The following is a 20,096-nucleotide window of genomic DNA, read 5'->3' as shown; positions in this document are numbered from 1 at the left end:
CCAAAGGATGTCGCCGGCCTGCTTTGCCCCGGTTCTAACATACAGAACCTGTCTGTTCTGTGTGGCTGATTATACAAGGATGTCGCTTCGCTCCGCTCTTTTTGCCGCTTCCCGTCCTGCGGCCGGAAACCGGCAGGGATAAAGTGCCGTGCCCTCACGGTAGACGGGCCGCTTCGCCTGCAAGGGAAGCTTCGCCGCCATCCTCACCCGTTCCCCGCCGTACGCGGGACATTCAGTCCGCTCCGGCGGCGCGTGCGGCTTCCGGTGTCGCCCCTGCCTGCTCCGCTTTACGCCCGTCTTTGTGTTGGTCACGGCACCACAGGGGTGCCCCCCGACACTTAGGAGCATAACTATGTCCCGATTCATGCGTGGCGACAGCGTAGAGATCATGGCCGGCTTTCCGGATAACAGCATCGACTTCATTCTGACCGATCCCCCGTACCTCGTCGGCTTTAAGGACCGCTCCGGCCGTTCGATCGCGGGCGACGTAACCGACGAATGGGTGCTTCCGGCCAGCCGTGAAATGTTCCGCGTACTCAAAAAAGACAGCCTGGCGGTGAGTTTCTACGGCTGGAACCGCGTGGACGTCTTCATGCAGGCATGGAAAGCAGCGGGTTTTCGCGTCGTCGGGCACCTTGTGTTTACCAAAACGTACGCATCGAAATCGGCATTTGTCGGGTATCAGCATGAAAGCGCCTACCTGCTGGCCAAAGGGCGCCCGCCGCTGCCGGCAAAGCCTTTACCCGACGTGATGCCCTGGCAGTACACGGGTAACCGGCACCATCCCACTGAAAAGCCAGTAAGTGTGTTACAGCCGCTTATCGAAACCTTCACGAAGCCCGGCGATCTGGTTTTAGACCCGTTTGCAGGTTCCGGCTCGACCTGCGTCGCGGCGGACCAGTGCGGCCGCCGCTGGATCGGGATCGAACTGCTGGAGCAGTACCACACCGCCGGCCTGCGTCGCCTGGGTGAACTGCGCGCCGCCCGTGCCGCTTATGCCGCATAACTTTTTTCTCAACCAGACCATAAGGACAGCACCATGACAGACCAGACACTGACGGCCGGCAACGATCAGCTTAATGACGACATTAACGACCTCGAGGAATCGCTTTACGAGTTTCATCTGCGGTTACGGGATATGACAAAGCGCCATCTTTATCGCGGTGCGGCGCCGGCCCAGAAGATGGCCGGGATGCTGATCGAGCAGATTGATACAGAACTGGTGGCGCTATACCGGCGCGCTGCCGAGATGCGCGGTCACCTGAAATAACGGACGAGGCGGTCATTTTATGACCGCCTGCTGTCTGTGCGCGAAGACTGCCGCCGCTGCGCTTTTTTCCACAGGGTTATCGCCAGGCTATGCACCCGGATTGTGGACAAATGAAAATCGGATGTTGCTGCGCGCCGCTTTATTCCGCCATGCGGCGGGACAGGGCAGAAAACCCGAACCGTGCGGACTGCGGCCGGTGCCGTGACTTCACTTTAGCCCGGCCGCTGCGCGTTCAAGAGATCGCTCCGCTCGCCATCCTCGCCCGTTCGCACTCGCTCCGCCGCGCTTACTTCCGTCGCGCCGCCGCTCAGAAATTCGCGCCAGCGCCGTGCGTAATCCCGTCTCCCGCTCGCTTGCGCTGCGGCCTGCGGTGTCGCTCCTGAACACTCCGCTTTCCGCCGGGCTGTCATTCAGTCACGGCACAGGCCGGAACCTTAACCCCCTCTGACTGCGGAGATGTCTGATGAACACACAACCCCACGTTTTACAGCCGGCGTCTGTTCTTGCCGATTTTGTCAGCCTGCGTTTTCTGCCTTCCCTGTTTGGTCACGATTACGCGCAGGCCGAAAACAACGTGTACCTCTACGCCAGCCGCTACCTGGCGAACTATGACGGTACTGTCTGGAACTTCGTACAGCTGCCGGGCGGCGGCGGTTACATGAAGCCGGAAGGTGAAGAACGCTATATGTACTCCAATCCATACCACTGGACAGAGTTGGAAATCAGCGCCGACGCGGCGGGGATCATCATCACGGCGCTGGTTCTGAACCATCGTAGCTGGCTTTACGACCGCCATGACGACGAAGAACTGAGTGCGCATTTCTGCCAGCGCCACCGCCAGCTTATGGAGTGTGTGAAAACCCATCCCGAAGCCGCCGCCATTTTCTGCGCCCTGAACTGATAAACAGGGGCGGTGATACCGCCCCTGTTTAAAAGGAAAAAACCATGTACGGAACCGTTAATGAACTCTGTGCCCGATTATTACAACGTTACAAATCTGACGAGCTTATGACACTGATTATCTGGACAAAAGAGGACGTGCTGGCCGTTCTTGACGACGAAAGCGTAATGGAAGAAACCGCCGCTGATATCGTGCAGCAAATCAGCGGGCTGGACGCACAGCACGATTATGGCGTGAGCCTGGAAACGCTCCAGGCCGTGCTGGAAAATATCCGTGAGGAGGAAAAGCAGGCCCGCGTAGCGACCGTGCCCGCCGCCGCGCTTGAGACGGCGATCAGGGTGGCGTGGGACTTCATGCGGCTTGAGGATGCGCAGAACGGAGAAGGTGCATCTGCCCGCCGCTTCCCGGCGGAAACGGCGGCGCTCTTTCGGATCAGCGCGCTGCTGAGAGAGCAGAGCGGCGAATAAATCTGTATCTGATAGCACGGGGGCGGCAGGGCCGCCCCGGTAAGGAGAAAACTATGTACGGAACCGTGAGCCAGTTGTGTAGCCGCCTGAAATCGCAGTTTCAGGGCGAGGAAAAGATAACGCTGATCGTCTGGCGTAAAGAGGACGTAATGAAGGTACTCAGTGATGAACACCTGACGGAGGAAACCGCCGCCGAGATCGTCTGCGACCTCGCCACGTGGGACAGGGAGGCGCAGCATGAGGCGGGCGTAGGGGCTGAAACCCTCCGCGTTCTTGCCGACAACATTCACTATGCCGCCGCACAGCGCAACCGTCTGGTGACGCTTTTGGCCAGCGATGTGGAAATACTGTTGCAGGCGGCGGGCAGGCTGCCGGATGCAGGCGCAGGCAGAGAAACGGATGCGCTTCAGGCCGCACTCAGGCGCGCATGCCTCGCCATGAACCAGTAACAAAGAGGGCAGGCAGGGCAGGGAAGCCCGCCGCCATTTCCGGCCCGGGCGAAACCCCGCCGCCTGCGGCGGCATAACGGCAGAAGACGCGCCTGACGGCGCGCTTCACGCAGTTATGCTCAATCCTGCTGAGTGCCGGGGATCAGGGGAAATAGAACCAGGCCGCTGAAATGAGATCATCACTGATTTCAAAAACGGCAATGCTTTCAAGTGGAGAGGGTGACAGGCCGTGAATAAATTCATGATCAAACACTTTGTTACCCAGCACCGTTCTCGATATCAGTTCCGCTTTGAGTAAAGGATTATTGAAACGATTGTTGATGTAGAAGTCGCGCAGCGCCGGTTTGCCCTGTGTTGAGGGCGATTCAGTAGGCATGCGGTAGCCTTTGAAATCATCTGCAAAACATGCCATGAAAGCGTCAATATCATGCGCATTATAGGCCTCGAACTGTGCAGCAACAGGGCGTGTGACAGACATGGCAATCCTTCTTCAAGTGAATTTATATGCTTTATGTAAGAATTAATATTCATTGTGAGGCGTTTGACAACAATTTTTTCCGTCCGCGGCAGTTTAACAGCCAAAGGTCCTTTACCCCGAGCGTCCGGGCGCGCTGTCATGCTGCGCACAGAGCCGGCAGGCCGTCTCTGCCCTGCGAGTTTCCATCGCTGACGCAACCCCTGCAACCGGCTAGCGCCGGTGCCTTCACCGCCCCGGCAGAGGGGCCGCCGCGGCTCCAGGGAGGACCGCCGTGCGGTCCCTGACGGCTTTTACTGCCTTTCGGCCTGGTCTTTCGCGGAGGGCTTTTCGTAGCACCCTCATCCGCCCTGCCGTATAGGTACGCTTCGCCGTTCCTCGCCCGTTCGCACTCGCCATAAACCCGGCTCGCTTGCGCTGCGGCCTCCGGTGACGCCCATACTCCGGTCGTCTGCCGTTGCTCCTTTGCCCTTCGCCGCGAAAGGCCAGACCGGAAAGATAAAACCCGCGTCAGAGAAGGTCTTTTTCGGGTCCGCAGCGCGTGCTGCACCCACTCAGCCGGATTTAAGGAGCTATGCCATGCAAAACACACTCGTAAACGTCACCCCTGATGCAACAACCAACCGCGCCCCGATCAACGCCGCCGGGGAAGTCATTTCAGAGACCTTTTTTGCGCCCGTTGAAACCGATCTGATTGATAGCCTGCTGGCTCGTTATAACTTCCTGCGCACAAAGCTGAATGACCTGTCCGTATCAATCCGCGGTGGTGACAATCATGAGGCAGTGGGGCACTTCCTGAGAGGCAACCTCCACGGCAGCCGGGGCTACCACGTGCCGCCCGTGTCGAAGCTGTTTGACCTGCCCGGCGCGCTGGCGTCACTGAATGCCGATTTCTGGCAGCAGGCGCTGAGCCTGACCGACGTTTACGAGTACATGCCCAACGATCGCCGCAATGAGTGGAACAATCAGATCCATGAGATGAAAGCGCCGGATTTTGAGGAGAACGCCGTGCGTGCCACGCTCACCGAGCTGCTTTTCTCACGGCAGAAATTTTTCTCCGAGCGCGTTGACGGTATTTTTCGCAGCCTGTCGCGCAGCCACGTGACCAACCGCCCGGAAGGCTTCAGCAAGCGCATGATTATTGAATGCATGTTCGATCAGTGGGGCACGTGCAACTATGACCGCACCGGCTACGTGGACGACCTGCGCAAGGTGATCGCGAAATTCATGGGGCGCGATGCAACCGGCCTGAACACCACCAACAAAATTTTAAAAATTGCGCGTGACCGTTCGGGCGATTGGGTTGCCATCGACGGGGGCGCGCTGCGCGTCAAAGCCTTCCAGAAAGGCACCATTCATCTTGAAGTTCACCCGGATATGGCCTGGCGCCTGAATGACATTCTGGCCTTCCTGCACCCGGCTGCCATACCGGCGGAGCACCGCCAGAAGCCGCGCACGAAGGCGAAAACCTTTGAGCTGCACACAAACCTCCTGCCGTTTTCCGTACTGAGCTTGCTCGGTGACCTCCAGACAGAACGCACCGAGCCAGAGCAGCGCAACCGCCGGGAAGAGCCGCGCCCGCCCGTGACGACAAACCCCTATAACCGCCGCTTTAAGGGCTATTCGGATGAGAACCCGGCTGCGCGCGCGGAAGCTGAAAAAGTGCTGCTGAGCTTGGGCGGCGTAAAGATGAACATTAACGCCTTTACCTGGTTTGAATTCGATTACGACCCGACCACGGCGCTGGAAGATATCCAGCTTTCCGGCGCGCTGCCGGAGCAGAAAACGCATCAGTTTTACCCGACCACGGGCGAACTTGCCGCGCAGCTGCTCGATGAGGCGGACATCCGCGAGGGGGAAACCTGCCTGGAGCCGAGCGCGGGCATGGGAGGGCTGGCCGACCTGATGCCGAAGGCGCAGACCACCTGCGTGGAAACTTCGCCGCTGCACTGCCGCGTACTGGAGGCCAAAGGCCACAACGTGATCGAAGCCGATTTTCTGGCGTGGGCATCGGTGACCGATCAGCGGTTTGACGTGGCGGTGATGAATCCGCCGTTTAGTAAAGGCCGCGCCGTGGCGCATCTGAACGCGGCGGCGGAGCTGGTGAAGAACGGCGGACGCCTGGCGGCCATACTGCCCGCAGGCAGCGACCGCAAAAACCTGCTGCCGGGCTGGGACTGCAGCTGGTCCGCGCCGATGGAGGGCATGTTTGCGGGAACCGGGGTTCGTGTGGTGCGCCTCATGGCCTACAAGCCGGAATAAACCCGGCCCGGCTGGCAGGGGCGACCCTGCCGGACACCGCACCGGCCCGCTAAACGGGCCGGGAAACTGAACCCCGAGACAGAGCAGAACATCATGACCCAGGAAGAAAAATTCACGCTTAACACCCTGCAGGCCTTCACCGGCTGTGATTTTGAAGCCTACCGCAACCGGGGCGAAGCGTTTCGCCAGCGCCTGAGCGGTGCCGTGCTGAACGCGCTGCAGCTGCCGGACAGCTGGCGCACAGACTGCGAGATGCGGGGCGAGTGGGGCGGAGCCTATCCCGTACACCTGCGGCTGACCCTCGCCGATGCCGCCGGGCTTGCCGTCGAGCTGGTCAGCCCGTCGGCCGATTCGCCGGTTTGGTGCGCGGTGCTGACGGATGCGCGCACCCGGTCGCGCGTCCCGCTGAGCGCTGGCTATAGCTTTGAACCTGCTACGCTTCGCACCACGCTTGAAAAAATCGCAGAGTACACGCGGGCGGGCTTCACCGGTGCCGGTGAGCTGGTCGCCGCGCTTCGGATGGGAGGGCACGCCGCATGATCCCGAAATCACTTTCTCTGGTCACCCTTCTGCCGGAACGTCAGGCCGCCCTGCAGGCTATCGCGGTGGTTGAGCACGCGCAGCAGCGGGGGGCACGGCTGGCCCGCCATCCCTACGCCGCCGCATTTATGAAGCAGCTGAGCGGCAGGAGCCGCGTCAGCGTCCAGGCTCTGAACCGCATCCGGGGCATTTACCTGCGCCCGCGCGAAAAGCGCGCGCCGCTGCCCGAGTGGGAAGGGGCGCTGGATGCTTTCCTCAGCACGGCGGGTGAGGTATGCCCGCTGCCGCTGCCGGGCGAGCTGGCCACCACGTTGTTTCCGGAGGCCGTTTTCCTCCGGGCAGAACGTGCGAAACACGCTGCAGATAAGTCCCTCAGCCACGCGGCGCGGCGGGAGCGGCAGGCCGCCGACTATCAGGAACGCCAGCTGGAGAACCGCATCCGCCAGGCTGAAACTGAGCTGGCATTTCGCACGCCGGAGACGCTGCGCGGCTGGTTCGCCGCCTGGTGTGACAGCGTGCCGGAAAACGATCTGAAGAACATGATCGCTGCGTGGGCGCGGCGCTTTCCGTCGCTGAACGGCTTGGAAACCCTGCAGCCGTATGCCGGAGACATTGCCTGCGAAGTGGCGGGAGAAATTCACCTGCGATCGCTGCACATGGACAGCGTGCAGAAGGGCATGAACCGCTGGCTGGTGCCAAACAAGCTGACGGCGCATTCTTATCAGGAACAGGTGACTGATGAATATTGAACTATCCCCAATATGGGGATATAATATCCTCTAGTTGGGGATAGGGACTAACCATGCACGCGTTATTTATTGAGCTTTCTACCTTTGAGAAATACCGGGCCGACTATCTGAATGATGACCAGTTCAGGCTGTTTCAGAGCATGCTGCTGGCCGACCCGGAAAAAGGTGATCTGATCCCGGACACGGGCGGGTTACGTAAAGTCCGGTTCCGGGACGAGCGACGAAACAAGGGCACCCGTGGCGGGATCAGGGTTATCTATTACTGGACCAACGAAAAAGGCCAGTTCATCCTGTTTACCATCTACGATAAAGATCAGCGTGACGATCTGACCAAACAGCAGCGCGACGCCCTGGCGGCGGCGCTGAACGTAATTAAAAAGGGGCTGAGACATGACTGAACGCGACATTTTCAGTGAGCTGATGACCGGCATGCAGGAGCTGAAAGATCACCAGGACGGAAAAATTACGCTCAAGACTTACAAGGTCAGCAAGCGCGAGCCCGTCACCATCGCGCCGCAGGAGCTGCGCGACGTGCGCGAAAAACTTAACCTTTCACAGGCCGTTTTCGCGCACTACCTGCACACGGGCGAGACCACCTATCAGAACTGGGAGCAGGGCAGGGCTAAGCCGAACGCTCAGGCCGTACTGCTGATCCGCATGGTGCAGCAGAACCCGGAAACCCTGCAGACGCTGGCGCAGCTTTAGAGAGCATACCGCTGCACTTTTACCGCGAGGAGATGCCTGATGACGATGTTTACTCCCCCGCATCCAGGCGGCCTGATCACCGAATACATCGAAGATAACAACATAGGGCTGCGCGCGCTGGCGAAGGCGCTGGGCGTATCCGCTTCGGCGCTGGGTAAAGTCGCCAGCGGAAAAGCACCGGTCAGCCCGGAAATGGCGGTGCGACTTGAGGCGGGAATGGGTATTGCGGCGCGCCTCTGGTTATCCATGCAGGCCGCCTGCGACCTGCACAAAGCGCGTGCAACCACAGACGTTTCCGGCGTGCACCTGCATCCGGGCGTGCTGGCCGCTTACGCACAGAATCGGCCCGGTAAGTAACCCTGCGAAAGATAACCGTACACCGCGCCGCCTGGCGCGGTTTTGCTTTGTGCTTTCTGCGAGCCCGGAACAGCAACACCGCCGCCCTGCGGGCCGGGAAAACCGGTGCTGGCGCACCGGTCCTCTCCGCCTGGATGCGTATGGCCATAATCTCCCGACCCGGTTCAGCTTCTGTTTTTCTCCAGTCAGTTCTGACTTCCCGCCGCATAAAAATATGCTTAAACAGCAACAGCAACAGCAACAGCAACAGCAACAGCAACAACAACATGGCCCCCTTCGGCTCCCCGGCAAGCCGGGTCGTCGAGCCCTACTGCGCTAACCGGCAAAGCCGGTAAGCTCCGCCGGAACGCAAAAGGCCGCGCTCCGTGCCTGACGGCTAGGGTCTGATGGCTGAGGTCAACGGCTGCTGCCGGCTTCGCCGTCGCTTTCACCGTCCCGGCAAAACCCCGCCGGGCCTTTAAGGCCAGCCCGCGTAGCGGTCTGAAAGGTCCCTTCTGACGCTTCCCTGCATTCCGGCCAGCCCTTGCGCGGAGGGCTGGTCGTAGCACCGCCGGTTCAGGCAGAAAGGGGTGAAGTGCACGCCGCCAAAAACTTTTCGCCAGGGGCCGCTAAAACTTTTTGTCGTCGCCCCTTTATGCCCTCACTTCGTCGTTGCTCCTTTGCCCTTTGCCGCGAAAGGCCAGACCGGAAAGAAGAAACCCGCGTCAGAGAAGGGCTTTTCAGGCACCGCGCGGCGGTCAGCCGGATCATTAATTTCAGACAGGAGCACATCATGACATCAACCCAGACGGGCACCACCACCGAAATGCGCTGCGTAGCGGCGCTGGGCGACGGCGCATTTTCGCGCGAGCTGGCCACTCACGTCACGGCCGCTTTCAGCAATGTTTTCATTGAGGACGATCAGGGCAGCCACTTTCGCCTGGTCGTGCGCGAGCCGTCAGGCGCGCTTATCTGGCGCTCGTTTGATTTTGAACATGATGCGGGCTACTGGCTGCGCAGGTACATCAACAGCCAGGGCGTGCGCCAGTCCCTGCGTGACCAGCTGACGGCGCTGACCGACCTGAATGACGTCGCGATCACGCTCACCCAGCGCCGGGAATTTATGGCCCATATCCTGAACAACCTGGCTGGAGCCGTGGCGCAGCGGGTGCCGGAAAATCAGATGATGCTTCCGGCTGATGATTCAGAAGTGTGGAAAGAAGCAGGGCGCATCGCGCTGGCGCACTTCGGGCTTCAGGGGGAAAAAGCATTCCTGAAGGCGAGCCAGTGGCTGACCGCTGAGCTGGAGCAGAGCAGTAACGTACAGGCGTAAAAAAAGCAGGGTAGCCCCTGCTTAATTCACGGCGGCCAGTCCCACCTGGCTGCCCTATCAAAGACCAGACTCTCAGGAGAGCAATATGATTTTTGACCCTCAAATCCTCGCACAGGCAACGGCATTTGTAAAAGCTTTCAATAGCGGACGTGGCGTGCGCGTACCGAAAATGACCTTTAACCAGTGGCCACACTTCATGCGGGCCGTACGTCAGCAGCTGGAGGTGCAGGCATGAGCATCGCAACGCCCCTGATTTTACCTTCCGCGCTGGCACCCGTTACGCAGAACGACATTATCCGCGTGCTGGGCGAATACACCTTTATCCGCCTGGATAACGGCGACGAAGCGTTTTATCACCACGGGAACTGGATCACCGGCGCGGACGCGAGCTGCGGTGAGCCTTCCGTATTAGGGCTGGCGCAGAGCATGGCGCGCGCAGGGTGCAAGTCCCTTCGCTACGTCGAACTGCCTGTCCCGGATGATAAGGAGTGGAGCTGGGACGACGTGGTGACGCAGCTGGTATGTGCGTCATTTACGCGTCAGGTGCGCGGCGAATTGATCGTAACAGCAAGCGAAAATACCCGATACGGTCGCGGCGTGCATGTGTGTTCCGATCCGCTGCTGAGTGGAATAAATAATAATCTCTGGTTTCCACTGAACGCGGCAGAAGACTGGCACGCCGGTATCGAGCGCGTGCTGACCATGAACGGCGTGGCGGAGAACGTGGTTCGGCTGGAGCCGCTGCGTGACAGTCCCAAATACACCGATTTTAAGGTGACTTATAACCGCAAAGTCTGCGCCTGATGTGCAGAGGGGCCGGAAAGAATCCGGCCTCATGACGTTGTTTTTCCGTCCCGTTCTGAGCGTCACAGCATTGCAGAGGTCTTCACAATGAAATCCGAATCTATCAACTCACTGACCGCTTCACTTTCTGAAAAAACGTTCACCATCCTTGATTTACAGGCGCTGTCACAGCGTGCGGAAGCTTCTGAAGAGGTGAACGATAACGCCCGCCGCATCAGCCTGGCGGCATCCACACTATTGGGTTTCGCAGAGCAGACGGGGATTGGCGACAGCACCGAACCCGCAGAAACCGCTGTCACCGATCTTCTGACGGACATTATGCACCTGTGCGCGCACTGCTGGCCGGTTGATGGTGCCATCACATTTGTGAGCGTGCTCAATACCGCCCGGATGCACTTCGATGCGGAATCCGATGAACATGCACAGTGGGACTGAATGAAATGAATATGACCATCACAGATATTACGGAAGGCATGAACAGTTCGCACGAAGGCTATGCGGCTCTGGTTGCAGACTCTGTTTCCTTCAGCCTCGGCCGCCCGCTGACAAATGAGGAGTACACGCAAATCTACAACATCACAGAACGCGCAATTTCGGATGCGGTTCAGCAGCTGGAAAACAGCGAAACTGCGGATGATAAACCGCTCACGCAAGAGCAGTTCAACGACCTTGCTGACTACATCTGGCGCTGGGGCGTGTTCACCGGACCGGGGGGAATTCATGGGCATGAATTTCAGGCACTGACCGTCATTGATGAGCCCACCGAGGAACCGGAAGGGCGTAAAATTTACGTCGGTGTTCGCTACCCGTTAGCGGTGTATGACTTTGACATTGGCTTCACGGTTCTGCGCTCCTGAAAAGAAAAATAACATTCCGTGATCGGGCGAAAAACGAGCCTGCTCAACTAACCAAGTAAAATTAAAATCACATGATATCGGGAGCCGTCACTCAGACGGTATGCAAAAATGACATCATTAAATGATGTTCAAAATAAGCCAAATGAACCGGAAATTTTTCGCTGCGCGGTTATCAGTAATGCGCATATGACGCAGCGCGATTCTGAGATTCTGGACTCATTGGCACCTAGGCTGAGTGGCGAAGATGGTGCCTTTCACTGGATACATCCCACGCGGTACGGATTTCTGATCCACTTTCAGCAAGTTCGGAAGCGATTGAGGAACTTAGGATGGCTGGGCTGTCTGATGACTTCTGTCACATTGTCACCTTTCGGTCTGAAAAGCTCCAGGCTTCGGTGATTCACTTTGACGCTGATGCTGACCTGTTTGAAGGATTCAGCGTCCACAACTGGTAAAATAATTCCGGCAGGCACTCATTATCCCTGCCGGAATTCTTCATGATGCAGGCTGATTGTCCTGCGGCGCGTTTTTCTGCTGTACTGCCTCTGTCTTACGCAGAGTCCGTTTTTTCTTTCCACCGCCCTCGTTCAAAACAGCGGAAATTGCCTTTTCACTGAAACGAAACTCCATGGCATCCAGTGCCGACTTAATATCCGCTACCGTGTAACCCTTCTCTTTCGACAGCACCATAATGGTGTCCTTTAGATTTTCCAGTGCCGCCTCTCTGGTGATGCGCTGCGGCGTCAAATCGGGTAGGCTTTCCAGCTTCTTACGCGCCTCATCCAGCTGCTCTTGGGTGAAAACATTACGTGCCGCCATCTCATTTCTTCCTTCGCAATAGTAAAGCCCCGATTTTGCTGGATTTTTACCACCATTTCCACCCCCATCACCTCGCATGACGCTGGTTTACTTATGAGCAGCTAAGTGGCAAAATACTTACTATTGATTAAAACACAGGACAGGAAATGTTTTGTGACCACCGCCAGCACGCTGGCAGTGATTCCCAAAACGACCTGCTCAGGGCTCCGCCCCGAGACCCGGGTAATGTGCCAAGGTTGAGTTATGTCGAAAAGTGAAAAGCGTCAGAGGGAAAAACTGGTTAAGTGCCGCTGCACAGAGGCCGAGTATGAGGCCATCAACAAGAAAGCTGTAGCAGCCGGGCTGACGACTTCTGAGTACCTGCGCCGTACGGCACTTAACCGACGCATCACCGTACGCACTGATGTACGTATGATGAACGAGTTGCTGCGTCTGGGTGGCCTGCAGAAACACCTGTACACCCAAATGCAGACGAACATGACAACCGAATTAAGCCACCAGTTTTCAGAGGTGCTGACAAGTATCAAGCACGCTATTAATACGCTGGACATGACGCCGGTGCCAGTCGAGGACATGAAAGACAGATGAATGTGATTATCCCGCCGAAGCGTCGCGATAAAAAGACAAGCTTTAAAAAGCTGGTCAGCTACGTGAGTACGCGTGAAGAAAAGAAACCGGGTGAAACCGTGTCACCCGATGCAGCTCCTGTCACTGGTGCTGAGTACGTCGCTACGCCAGGATTTGGCCAGCTGGTTGATTATGTCGGACGTAAGCTTGCAGCAACGACTACGGATATCGTCAGCATTTCACCGGAGGGCATTCAGCGCGTGCTCTCCGGTGAAGTGCTATGTGAAACAAACTGCTGGTCTCTTGAAACAGCTGCGTCAGAAATGGACATGACTGCCTCACAGAACCGCCACTGCAAAGATGCGGTATATCATTTTATTCTGTCCTGGCAGGAAGAAGAGGACCCGTCACCCGATGCAGTATTTCGTTCCGTGCGCTACAGCCTCAAACAGCTGGGCATGGAAGAACATCAGTATGTAGCCGCTATTCACCGCGATACCGACAATATCCACTGTCACGTATCGGCAAACCGCGTTCATCCTTCAACGTTCCGCGCGCAGAACATGTGGAACGACGCTGACCAACTGCAGAAGTGTTGCCGCGTGCTGGAGCGCGAACTTGGTTTTAAAGTTGATAACGGCAGCTGGCATATGGATGAGTATGGCGACCTGCACCGCACCCGCCGTGACATGCCTTCAGCTCCTCGAGGCGCAGCAAAACGTGAAATATTTTCTGATAAAGAAAGCCTTCACGGCTATGCGATTCGTGAAGTTCGACAGATGTTATCTGACGCGATTGAGCAGGAAAAAATGAGCTGGGATCATCTGCATAATATTCTGTATACACGCGGACTGGGTCTGCGTGAGCAGGGCGGTGGTCTGGCTATCTATGACCTTATGGATCCTGAAGGTGTGAGTGTTAAAGCCTCCGATGTGCATCCGGACATCAGCCTGAATTCAATGCTCAGTCAATATGGTTCATATCAGCCCGCACCTGCTGTTTACAATCCTGACCGTCCTGAGGACGGCAGGCTGAATATGCAAACCTGTTACATGCCGCAGCTGCACGTGCGAGATCAGGAAGCCCGACGTGAACGTCGTGAAGCCCGAGCTGTAGCCCGCGACATTCTGCGCGCGCGCTATGAGGCTTATCGTACCGGCTGGGAGAAAACAGACCTGCGCGCAGGCGAACGCTTCCGCCAGATAGCTTCACACTATGTTGTGGTTAAAGCGCATGTACGTGGCACCGTAAGGGATCCTCTCATGCGCAAGCTGATGTATCGCGTAGCAGAGTTTGAAAAGATGAAAGCGATGGCTGAACTGCGTCTGCAGCTGCGCGAGGAGCGTCAGGCACTAAAAGATAAGGGTGAGAGCCGTCCGCTAAGCTGGAAGTCATGGGTTGAGCGTGAAGCTGTAAGGGGTGACGCAGCGGCGCTCAGTCAGATGCGCGGCTGGGCTTACCGTGAGAAACGGGCTGCACGTCAGCAAGAAAATACGTGGCCGGTGCCGAATGCCGTTATCCACTATGGCCCGGGCGATAATGTACCAACATTCAAATCAAGTGAGCATGAGACACGTTTGCTCCGCGACGGAACGGTAAGTTATCTCCGTGACGGGAAGCCGGCTGTTACCGATTTTGGTGACAGGGTTGAAATTTATCCTGCGGCCGACAGCAAGTCCGATCGTTACAACAATGACCTGGCCGCCGAGCTGACCGCGTGGCGCAGTGGCGATCATACAATCCTGATCGGAGAGCAAAAGGCTGTTAACCGCGTACTGTATTCCGGAGTAGTCAGGAACATTAATAAACATGACGGTCACGTATTCAAAGTCAGCGACCCGAAACTGATGACCAGCGTACATGCTACGGAAGAAAGTCTGAAGAACCAGAATGTTCAGCCTGAACTTAAACGGGCCGAACCTCAACACAGTGACGACGAAATTGTTCGCCCTGTTAACATAGATTTACCACGACCATAAGGAGATTTATAACGAAGACATAACTCAAATTGAAGTGCTTAGACGCTGATTGCACAGGCTGGACCCCTGTACAACCAGCTAACCATAACAACCTTGCTAGGAGGCTGCCATGGCTGCCGTGGATCCTATTGTATATGCACAATTGTGCAAGCTATTTCCTAAACTAACACAAATCCAGGTCACTGATGCTTGCCTGTATGCATCGGGTGCTACTTACAAAGAAATAGGTGAACTGCGCGGAGTTTCACCGGAAACAATAAAGAAATCGCTCGAAGCAGCTCAAAAACGTCTTGAGATTGGAAATTTACAAACTCTAAGAATGGTTTTTCTGAGCCGAATTATTTTGGGTGGTAGTTCAAATAACACGCAGTTTGAAAGCTCAATCTCATTCGGATCAATCCCTCTCTCAGAAGAAGCCTTTATTCCGCTTGTTCCCGAACTCTCCTTACGACAAGCAACGTATGTGTTTCATTTTGTCTGTGGTTTAACTTTTGAGCTGATAGCTGACGTGGTCGGAGTAGCGACTGAAGATATCAGGAATGCCATCGATGGAGCGCTAAGTGCTCTTCAGATTCCTTCTTTAAGTGCTCTCAGGATATACATTTTAAGCAAGCTGCTTATTAATTTGGTTTTAGTTTCAGGTCCAGCGATTAAACACTAAATATTAGTCTTTATTACGAAAAACTTAGCCTTTATAGCACCCCTGGTAAGGGGTGCTAACATACTCAGTATTTTGTTAAATTAATGATTTATAACACTTTTATCTGCTAAAGGTCACAGACTTCTAATTACTACTACCTGTCAGAGGTAGTTTCACACCTAGGACAAATCCTATTTAATAGCGGGACTTACACAAAACATACAGTTTTTTAAATGGAAGGCTTTCATGGCTGCTGACGTGACAACTAAAGGATTATCACTGCTTTTAAAGTTATCACCTGAGAAAGCTGAAATTCTGGCTGAGTCTGCTGCCCGATCAGGACGGAGTAAAACCAGGGAAGCATTAGTTCGTCTTGAAGACTCACTTGAATCAGTTACCGATCTCGCCTCACCAGGGCTTCGTTTCCCGGTAATCGCAATAAACAAAGAATAAAACCTTCACCAATGCCGGATTAATTCCGGCCAGTTATTACTTATTTGCGCTCGTGCGCAGGGCTTTCCTATGCCTGTTTTAGGCAAGCCGCTCTTTAACAACGTGCCCGTTATTACCCTGATCTCAAGGTCCTCTCTTGCCGACATGCATTACAGATGTGCGGAAGATGTCCGGAGGCTACGTCATGGCCTGCAATACATCAGGGGAACCTGCCGGGAGGCGGGACAGCGAAAGGAGTGACTGTTCGATTTATTAACTCACTTCACTGGCCGGGACAGTGCAAAGTCGGAATTGTGGCGGTGCTGTTATACCCCTACGTACAAATGCGATGTATCCATTTCAGGCCCCGGGGCGATCCGTCGGGCAACCTGTATCTGGAGAAGATTAGCCCTGCACGTGAGTGCGGTCGTGAACGGGCGTCCCTGACAGTAACTACCCACATAACGCACAGTGACATATAGAAGTCTGTGCTTACCCACTTAAATGAGTGGGTAAGCCCGGAACGACTTAATTTTCTTTAATGGCTGATGCCCGAAGCACGGGCTGAAATTTGGGGTGAATCGTGAATCTATCTAAAAACAAACGCGAAGCTCTGAGAAACCAGTTTGGCGGCTGCTGCGTATATTGTGGTGAGCAGCTGCCCGCTCGGGGCTGGCATGCAGAACTTATTGACGAGGAGTACATAAGCAGTGGGCTTGCGGCAGTTTGCAGAGACTGTCGTATAGCTAAAGGCAACGCCACTCCTGAGGCTTTCAGAGCCATCCTGGCAGAGCAGGTTGAACGGGCACAGCGTAGCAGTATCAATTTTCGTACGGCTCTGCGCTTTGGTCTGGTCTGTAAGGTGAAAGAGCCAGTGCAGTTCTGGTTTGAACGTCAACTGGGATCAACAGTCTTAACCGTACGACCTTACACTGCGTCAGTACACCGTAACAGCCTACAAGCCTAATATCTGCGCCTCACTCGAACCTGAATAAATATCACCATGCCGGCTAAGTAACCGGCATTTTTCATTAAATAATACGCCTCATCGAAAAGCGCATTTGCCCTGATCGGCCAGTGCGCTTTTCGTTGCAGCGGACCTGCGGCCAGCGCACGCGGTCAGACTGACATCGGCTTAAATTTCTTTTAATACGATGCGTAGAGTCTAATAACACCGTTCTGGCGTCTGTCAGTCTGGCCAGAACACCGGGAGGCACCCGGCGCTGCAACATCCCTTCTGAATGGCGGGTATCCCGCTTTTTGCACAGTCAATCCCGGGCAGCCTGAGGCCACCGGGCAGACAGTGCCGGCCATGAGCTATCCGGAGTCTTCTCTATGTCACTTATTGAACGGGCAGGGCTGTTTCCGGCTCTGTTTCTGACTGGCTGTGCCCAGCAGGCGGTCATCACCGGGCCGCCGTCGGGCAGCGTGGTGGAGGGCATGCTCTCGCGCAGCGCGGCTGACATCAGCGCCATGCAGTACCGCATACACCAGAGCAGCCCCTCAGCGCAGCGCCCTGCGTCTTCAGCAAGCGTGAAAGCATCAGTGCCGTTGTTATCACGTCCGGCTGTCGCCCCGGCTTCACTTCAGAAACCACAGGGCACGCTTTCGCTATCGTCAACTGCTGGCGCTGGGCCTGCAGACGGCTTTGTGCGGCAGAGTGGCGTGGCGCCAACGCTCCGTGCAGCTCTACGCAAAATCGTCCCGCCCGGGCATACCGTCGTGTTTGATAAGGCCGTTTCCGCAGACGCGCCGGAGCTATGGCAGTGGACGGGTAACGATCGCTGGCCGTTCGTCATCAATAAGCTGCTGGCTACGCGCAGCCTGAAAGCGACCATTAACGAGAAAACGGGCACGGTTACCGTTGAGCCTGCGCAGCGCGCGCAGACAACGCGCGTACCTGGTAAGGGGTTGTCATCGCCCATTCCAGCTGTGGGGTCGAACAAGCCAGTGCCGGCAATGGCACCCGGTAAATCGGACACGGCGGCGCCTGTAAAAAACGTTACTCAGACAGTACCCGGGCGTAATCCGTTCCGTGACGATGCTAAAGCAAAAGCGGCCAGTGCTGCTAATGTGCCGGTTTTACCTGCTTCATCACAGATCCCCATTGTGCCTGTTATCACACCGAAAGTGGTTCAGGTGCGTCACTGGCGCATTGAAACCGGCAGCACAGTGAAGGACTGGCTTTACAGTCAGGCCGCTACAGAGACGTGTACCGTGCCCGGTATTAAAAACTGGACCGTCGCCTGGCTGACGCCGACCAACTATCGGGTTGATGCACCGCTCACCTTTGACGGTAGTTTCCGCGAAATGCTGAACCAACTTTTCATACTCTACGGTACGGCGAAGGTGCCTCTCTACGCCGGAACACGTACCGCTCAGTGTGTGGTGTCGGTGGACGATAAGGAGGTTCATTAATGTTCATGTACTGGCTGCTGGTTATCTTTGCAGGATTCCTGCTGGACGGACTTTCCACTGACCAGCGGGCCGTGCATGAGGCAGGGCAGCTGCAGGACCAGACGCAAAGTCTCCGGGCCACTCAGATGGTGCGCTATATGAACCGCATCAACGACTGGCGCTATCTTAACCCCACGGCGGATAACGTCAGCGTCAGTGATACGCAGCTCACAGGCTGGAAGAGCGTTTCGGGCCTCAGTAACGTGATCGCCGGCGGCAGAACATACGTGTGGCGCGCCGGAGAACCCGGGCTGATGGCGGCGCTGCTGACGCAGACCCGTCAATCCGCCCTCGCAGGACACGTAGTCTCTCGCCGCCTGCTCGACAATAGTGGCACCGATATGCAGCTTACCGTTCCCTCCGCCATACCCGACGGCAGCGTCGTATGGGTTAACTGACTTCCCTTTCTTACAGGATACAGCAATGAAATTACCTCACCGGCTAACCGCGGCGGCGGCGCTCTGCCTGCTGGCCAGCGGCTGCAGCACGCTTGATCGCGTGGATGCCACTGAAAAACGGGCGGGCGCCGCCGAGGCGCAGGCCGATGCTCATAAACGCGCGCTTGAGAGCGGTCAGGTTGTGCGCGATCTGACGTCACAGTGGATTAATCCGGTTCCCATCAGCGGAATTGCCGGGCAGCGCTCAGAGCTCCCTCCGTGCGCGATCAAAATCAACCGCCCGGGCATGGTGTCGCTTGCTTACGTCAGCTCCTTCATTACTGACCAGTGCCGCATTCCGGTTGTTGTAACGCCTGACGCACAGGCAGCGATGGCTGGCAGTGGAGGTGGCGGCAAAACAGAAAAAATTTCCGGCCCGCTACCAGCTCCAGATGCCAGCGGTATGGTGCCGCTGGCTGCAATGGGACAGACCAGCAGTCAGCCGGTTGCAGTGCCTCAGGGCGAGGGCGGTCTGCGCGGCGTCAGCTGGAATGGCTCGCTCAGCGGCCTGCTGGACAACGTGACCACGCGTCTTGGTCTGTCCTGGCGCTACGAGTACGGACATATCGCTATCTTCTGGCTCGATACCCGAAACTTCGCCATCAACTTTATGGACAGCGACGCAAGTTTCGTCTCGAAAACGGTGAGCGGCACAACGACGTCTACCGGGACCAGCGGCGGAGGTGGCGGTAACACAGGAGACAACAGCACCAGTCAGACTACAACGGCGACCATCAAATCTAACATTTTTAAGGATGTGGAAAATACGGTGAAGTCGATGCTGACACCGGGCTCCGGACGTCTCAACCTGTCAGCCGGCGTCCTTACTGTTACCGATACGCCGCGCGTGCTCGATGCCATTGGCCGCTACATAGACGATCGCAACCGCGAGCTTAACCGTCAGGTGATGATTTCGGTGAAGGTCTTCAGCATTGAGAATCGTCATCAGAACCAGCTGGGCATTGACTGGAATGCGGTACTGAACACCGGCAGTGTCGGGATGTCACTGACCAGCCCGTTTACCGGTGCTGCAGCGGATGCGCTGAGCGGCGGTGTGGCGATTCTGGACGGCAAAGGCCAGGGCACGCAGACGTTTCTTAAAGCCCTCGATGAGCAGGCAAAGCTCAGCGTGGTTACCTCCGCCTCGGCGCTAACCACTAACCTGTCTGCCGTGCCGGTACAGAACGCCATTCAACAGGATTACGTACCAAATATCAGCACAAGCCAGACAGCGAACGTCGGGACCAGTACCTCAATTACCACAGCAACGATCACCACCGGCTTTAACATGACTGCATTGCCGTTGTTGTTCCCTAACTCTCCAAAAATGCAGCTGGAATTCTCCATCAGCATGTCGGACGACCCGACATTCACGTCATTTACTTCCGGTGGCCAGAACGCGCAGCTGGCCAAGACAACCCCTAAAACCATTGTTCAGCGAGTGATCATTCAGTCCGGCCAGACGCTGGTACTGAGTGGCTATGAGCAGTTAAGTGACTCCGCTAACCGGCAGGGAACAGGCAGCTACAGCTTCTTTGGCCTGGGCGGCGGCGCGCGCGGCGACGACGGGCGGCGCATGTTCATCATTCTCGTGACACCTGTGGTGCTGGGATAAGG

At 56.4% G+C, this 20,096-nt stretch carries 26 protein-coding genes and 2 pseudogenes; 26 read left to right on the top strand and 2 right to left on the bottom strand.

Annotation, left to right across the window (positions count from 1 at the left end; translation table 11 throughout):
* The first annotated feature begins 352 nt into the window (after positions 1-352).
* From ACNY69_RS20765 to ACNY69_RS20745, 5 genes are all read left to right on the top strand, one after another.
* Complete coding sequence (locus ACNY69_RS20765; RefSeq protein WP_418800082.1) at positions 353-1,006, top strand: DNA methyltransferase; 654 nt, start codon at positions 353-355, stop codon at positions 1,004-1,006.
* 33 nt (positions 1,007-1,039) lie between these two features.
* A complete protein-coding gene (locus tag ACNY69_RS20760) occupies positions 1,040-1,270 on the top strand; it encodes a hypothetical protein (protein ID WP_418800079.1) in 231 nt (76 codons plus the stop codon).
* Positions 1,271-1,733: 463 nt separating this feature from the next.
* Positions 1,734-2,171, top strand: a complete 438-nt coding sequence (locus ACNY69_RS20755) for an antirestriction protein (RefSeq protein WP_418800076.1) — start codon at positions 1,734-1,736, stop codon at positions 2,169-2,171.
* A gap of 44 nt (positions 2,172-2,215) precedes the next feature.
* Positions 2,216-2,638, top strand: coding sequence for a DUF1380 family protein (locus ACNY69_RS20750; protein ID WP_418800073.1), 423 nt, complete (start codon positions 2,216-2,218; stop codon positions 2,636-2,638).
* Positions 2,639-2,691: 53 nt separating this feature from the next.
* Positions 2,692-3,087: a DUF1380 family protein gene (locus tag ACNY69_RS20745; RefSeq protein WP_418800070.1), complete on the top strand. Its 396-nt coding sequence runs from the start codon at positions 2,692-2,694 to the stop codon at positions 3,085-3,087.
* 142 nt (positions 3,088-3,229) lie between these two features.
* Here the strand turns inward: ACNY69_RS20745 and ACNY69_RS20740 are convergent, their stop codons facing one another.
* Positions 3,230-3,565, bottom strand: a complete 336-nt coding sequence (locus ACNY69_RS20740; protein WP_418800067.1) for a nuclear transport factor 2 family protein — start codon at positions 3,563-3,565, stop codon at positions 3,230-3,232.
* 576 nt (positions 3,566-4,141) lie between these two features.
* On the opposite strand from ACNY69_RS20740, the gene ACNY69_RS20735 reads away from it, so the two are divergent.
* The 13 genes and pseudogenes from ACNY69_RS20735 to ACNY69_RS20680 all read left to right on the top strand — a co-directional run bounded on the left by ACNY69_RS20735 (position 4,142) and on the right by ACNY69_RS20680 (position 11,603).
* Positions 4,142-5,824: a DUF4942 domain-containing protein gene (locus tag ACNY69_RS20735; RefSeq protein WP_418800064.1), complete on the top strand. Its 1,683-nt coding sequence runs from the start codon at positions 4,142-4,144 to the stop codon at positions 5,822-5,824.
* A gap of 93 nt (positions 5,825-5,917) precedes the next feature.
* On the top strand, positions 5,918-6,364 hold the full coding sequence (locus ACNY69_RS20730; RefSeq protein WP_418800061.1) for a conjugation system SOS inhibitor PsiB family protein: 447 nt from the start codon (positions 5,918-5,920) through the stop codon (positions 6,362-6,364).
* On the top strand, positions 6,361-7,113 hold the full coding sequence (locus ACNY69_RS20725; RefSeq protein ID WP_418800058.1) for a plasmid SOS inhibition protein A: 753 nt from the start codon (positions 6,361-6,363) through the stop codon (positions 7,111-7,113). The genes ACNY69_RS20730 and ACNY69_RS20725 overlap by 4 nt, the downstream gene beginning before the upstream one ends.
* A 53-nt stretch (positions 7,114-7,166) precedes the next feature.
* Positions 7,167-7,511 carry a toxin gene (locus ACNY69_RS20720; RefSeq protein WP_278708904.1) on the top strand — a complete coding sequence of 115 codons (345 nt, stop codon included), beginning with the start codon at positions 7,167-7,169 and terminating at the stop codon, positions 7,509-7,511.
* Positions 7,504-7,818, top strand: coding sequence for a helix-turn-helix domain-containing protein (locus ACNY69_RS20715; RefSeq protein ID WP_045834423.1), 315 nt, complete (start codon positions 7,504-7,506; stop codon positions 7,816-7,818). Before ACNY69_RS20720 ends, ACNY69_RS20715 begins: the two co-directional genes overlap by 8 nt.
* Before the next feature lie 39 nt (positions 7,819-7,857).
* The gene (locus ACNY69_RS20710; RefSeq protein WP_283216845.1) at positions 7,858-8,175 is read left to right on the top strand and encodes a HigA family addiction module antitoxin; all 318 of its coding nucleotides are present in this window, start codon (positions 7,858-7,860) and stop codon (positions 8,173-8,175) included.
* A 772-nt stretch (positions 8,176-8,947) separates the two neighbouring features.
* Positions 8,948-9,199: pseudogene (locus ACNY69_RS20705) on the top strand (DUF905 family protein); the annotation flags it as partial.
* 373 nt (positions 9,200-9,572) lie between these two features.
* Positions 9,573-9,722, top strand: a complete 150-nt coding sequence (locus tag ACNY69_RS20700; protein ID WP_045834345.1) for a hypothetical protein — start codon at positions 9,573-9,575, stop codon at positions 9,720-9,722.
* A complete protein-coding gene (locus ACNY69_RS20695) occupies positions 9,719-10,291 on the top strand; it encodes a hypothetical protein (RefSeq protein ID WP_418800053.1) in 573 nt (190 codons plus the stop codon). Before ACNY69_RS20700 ends, ACNY69_RS20695 begins: the two co-directional genes overlap by 4 nt.
* A gap of 87 nt (positions 10,292-10,378) precedes the next feature.
* Positions 10,379-10,726: a hypothetical protein gene (locus ACNY69_RS20690; RefSeq protein ID WP_418800050.1), complete on the top strand. Its 348-nt coding sequence runs from the start codon at positions 10,379-10,381 to the stop codon at positions 10,724-10,726.
* 11 nt (positions 10,727-10,737) lie between these two features.
* Complete coding sequence (locus ACNY69_RS20685) at positions 10,738-11,148, top strand: hypothetical protein (protein ID WP_418800047.1); 411 nt, start codon at positions 10,738-10,740, stop codon at positions 11,146-11,148.
* Between the two features lie 108 nt (positions 11,149-11,256).
* Positions 11,257-11,439 (top strand): annotated as a pseudogene (locus ACNY69_RS21695) (DUF5983 family protein); the annotation flags it as partial.
* Between the two features lie 38 nt (positions 11,440-11,477).
* Positions 11,478-11,603: a DUF5983 family protein gene (locus ACNY69_RS20680; protein ID WP_418800044.1), complete on the top strand. Its 126-nt coding sequence runs from the start codon at positions 11,478-11,480 to the stop codon at positions 11,601-11,603.
* A 40-nt stretch (positions 11,604-11,643) separates the two neighbouring features.
* On the opposite strand, the gene ACNY69_RS20675 is transcribed toward ACNY69_RS20680, so the two are convergent.
* Positions 11,644-11,967 carry a hypothetical protein gene (locus ACNY69_RS20675; RefSeq protein ID WP_418800041.1) on the bottom strand — a complete coding sequence of 108 codons (324 nt, stop codon included), beginning with the start codon at positions 11,965-11,967 and terminating at the stop codon, positions 11,644-11,646.
* A gap of 243 nt (positions 11,968-12,210) precedes the next feature.
* Between ACNY69_RS20675 and mobA the strand changes: the two genes are divergently transcribed.
* From mobA to pilN, 8 genes are all read left to right on the top strand, one after another.
* Positions 12,211-12,555: a plasmid mobilization protein MobA gene (mobA, locus tag ACNY69_RS20670; RefSeq protein WP_418800038.1), complete on the top strand. Its 345-nt coding sequence runs from the start codon at positions 12,211-12,213 to the stop codon at positions 12,553-12,555.
* Complete coding sequence (traI, locus tag ACNY69_RS20665; RefSeq protein WP_418800035.1) at positions 12,552-14,513, top strand: TraI/MobA(P) family conjugative relaxase; 1,962 nt, start codon at positions 12,552-12,554, stop codon at positions 14,511-14,513. Before mobA ends, traI begins: the two co-directional genes overlap by 4 nt.
* Before the next feature lie 109 nt (positions 14,514-14,622).
* A complete protein-coding gene (locus ACNY69_RS20660; RefSeq protein ID WP_418800031.1) occupies positions 14,623-15,174 on the top strand; it encodes a helix-turn-helix transcriptional regulator in 552 nt (183 codons plus the stop codon).
* Between the two features lie 225 nt (positions 15,175-15,399).
* Complete coding sequence (locus ACNY69_RS20655; RefSeq protein ID WP_418800028.1) at positions 15,400-15,606, top strand: TraY domain-containing protein; 207 nt, start codon at positions 15,400-15,402, stop codon at positions 15,604-15,606.
* Positions 15,607-16,168: 562 nt separating this feature from the next.
* Complete coding sequence (locus tag ACNY69_RS20650; RefSeq protein WP_418800025.1) at positions 16,169-16,552, top strand: HNH endonuclease; 384 nt, start codon at positions 16,169-16,171, stop codon at positions 16,550-16,552.
* Between the two features lie 368 nt (positions 16,553-16,920).
* On the top strand, positions 16,921-18,003 hold the full coding sequence (locus ACNY69_RS20645) for a TcpQ domain-containing protein (protein ID WP_418800022.1): 1,083 nt from the start codon (positions 16,921-16,923) through the stop codon (positions 18,001-18,003).
* Positions 18,003-18,440, top strand: coding sequence for a type IV pilus biogenesis protein PilM (gene pilM, locus ACNY69_RS20640; protein WP_418800019.1), 438 nt, complete (start codon positions 18,003-18,005; stop codon positions 18,438-18,440). The genes ACNY69_RS20645 and pilM overlap by 1 nt, the downstream gene beginning before the upstream one ends.
* Positions 18,441-18,465: 25 nt before the next feature.
* Positions 18,466-20,094: a PilN family type IVB pilus formation outer membrane protein gene (pilN, locus tag ACNY69_RS20635; protein ID WP_418800016.1), complete on the top strand. Its 1,629-nt coding sequence runs from the start codon at positions 18,466-18,468 to the stop codon at positions 20,092-20,094.
* Positions 20,095-20,096 lie beyond the last annotated feature (2 nt).

The organism is Pantoea graminicola, from assembly GCF_048452665.1.
Classification (GTDB): Bacteria; Pseudomonadota; Gammaproteobacteria; order Enterobacterales; family Enterobacteriaceae; genus Pantoea.
The sequence above is the reverse complement of the archived record's forward strand: the minus strand, read 5'-3'. Positions and strand labels throughout refer to the sequence as shown.

Excerpts from the sequence above, each read along its gene's own strand:
- ACNY69_RS20760 (WP_418800079.1), top strand. The coding sequence starts at position 1,040 with ATGACAGACCAGACACTGACGGCCGGCAACGATCAGCTTAATGACGAC.
- ACNY69_RS20660 (WP_418800031.1), top strand. The coding sequence starts at position 14,623 with ATGGCTGCCGTGGATCCTATTGTATATGCACAATTGTGCAAGCTATTT.
- pilM (WP_418800019.1), top strand. The coding sequence starts at position 18,003 with ATGTTCATGTACTGGCTGCTGGTTATCTTTGCAGGATTCCTGCTGGAC.
- ACNY69_RS20750 (WP_418800073.1), top strand. The coding sequence starts at position 2,216 with ATGTACGGAACCGTTAATGAACTCTGTGCCCGATTATTACAACGTTAC.
- ACNY69_RS20710 (WP_283216845.1), top strand. The coding sequence starts at position 7,858 with ATGACGATGTTTACTCCCCCGCATCCAGGCGGCCTGATCACCGAATAC.
- ACNY69_RS20645 (WP_418800022.1), top strand. The coding sequence starts at position 16,921 with ATGTCACTTATTGAACGGGCAGGGCTGTTTCCGGCTCTGTTTCTGACT.
- ACNY69_RS20740 (WP_418800067.1), bottom strand. The coding sequence starts at position 3,565 with ATGTCTGTCACACGCCCTGTTGCTGCACAGTTCGAGGCCTATAATGCG.
- ACNY69_RS20755 (WP_418800076.1), top strand. The coding sequence starts at position 1,734 with ATGAACACACAACCCCACGTTTTACAGCCGGCGTCTGTTCTTGCCGAT.
- ACNY69_RS20680 (WP_418800044.1), top strand. The coding sequence starts at position 11,478 with ATGGCTGGGCTGTCTGATGACTTCTGTCACATTGTCACCTTTCGGTCT.
- ACNY69_RS20675 (WP_418800041.1), bottom strand. The coding sequence starts at position 11,967 with ATGGCGGCACGTAATGTTTTCACCCAAGAGCAGCTGGATGAGGCGCGT.
- traI (WP_418800035.1), top strand. The coding sequence starts at position 12,552 with ATGAATGTGATTATCCCGCCGAAGCGTCGCGATAAAAAGACAAGCTTT.
- ACNY69_RS20735 (WP_418800064.1), top strand. The coding sequence starts at position 4,142 with ATGCAAAACACACTCGTAAACGTCACCCCTGATGCAACAACCAACCGC.
- ACNY69_RS20745 (WP_418800070.1), top strand. The coding sequence starts at position 2,692 with ATGTACGGAACCGTGAGCCAGTTGTGTAGCCGCCTGAAATCGCAGTTT.
- ACNY69_RS20715 (WP_045834423.1), top strand. The coding sequence starts at position 7,504 with ATGACTGAACGCGACATTTTCAGTGAGCTGATGACCGGCATGCAGGAG.
- ACNY69_RS20765 (WP_418800082.1), top strand. The coding sequence starts at position 353 with ATGTCCCGATTCATGCGTGGCGACAGCGTAGAGATCATGGCCGGCTTT.
- pilN (WP_418800016.1), top strand. The coding sequence starts at position 18,466 with ATGAAATTACCTCACCGGCTAACCGCGGCGGCGGCGCTCTGCCTGCTG.
- ACNY69_RS20730 (WP_418800061.1), top strand. The coding sequence starts at position 5,918 with ATGACCCAGGAAGAAAAATTCACGCTTAACACCCTGCAGGCCTTCACC.
- ACNY69_RS20685 (WP_418800047.1), top strand. The coding sequence starts at position 10,738 with ATGACCATCACAGATATTACGGAAGGCATGAACAGTTCGCACGAAGGC.
- ACNY69_RS20725 (WP_418800058.1), top strand. The coding sequence starts at position 6,361 with ATGATCCCGAAATCACTTTCTCTGGTCACCCTTCTGCCGGAACGTCAG.
- ACNY69_RS20690 (WP_418800050.1), top strand. The coding sequence starts at position 10,379 with ATGAAATCCGAATCTATCAACTCACTGACCGCTTCACTTTCTGAAAAA.
- mobA (WP_418800038.1), top strand. The coding sequence starts at position 12,211 with ATGTCGAAAAGTGAAAAGCGTCAGAGGGAAAAACTGGTTAAGTGCCGC.
- ACNY69_RS20720 (WP_278708904.1), top strand. The coding sequence starts at position 7,167 with ATGCACGCGTTATTTATTGAGCTTTCTACCTTTGAGAAATACCGGGCC.
- ACNY69_RS20700 (WP_045834345.1), top strand. The coding sequence starts at position 9,573 with ATGATTTTTGACCCTCAAATCCTCGCACAGGCAACGGCATTTGTAAAA.
- ACNY69_RS20695 (WP_418800053.1), top strand. The coding sequence starts at position 9,719 with ATGAGCATCGCAACGCCCCTGATTTTACCTTCCGCGCTGGCACCCGTT.
- ACNY69_RS20655 (WP_418800028.1), top strand. The coding sequence starts at position 15,400 with ATGGCTGCTGACGTGACAACTAAAGGATTATCACTGCTTTTAAAGTTA.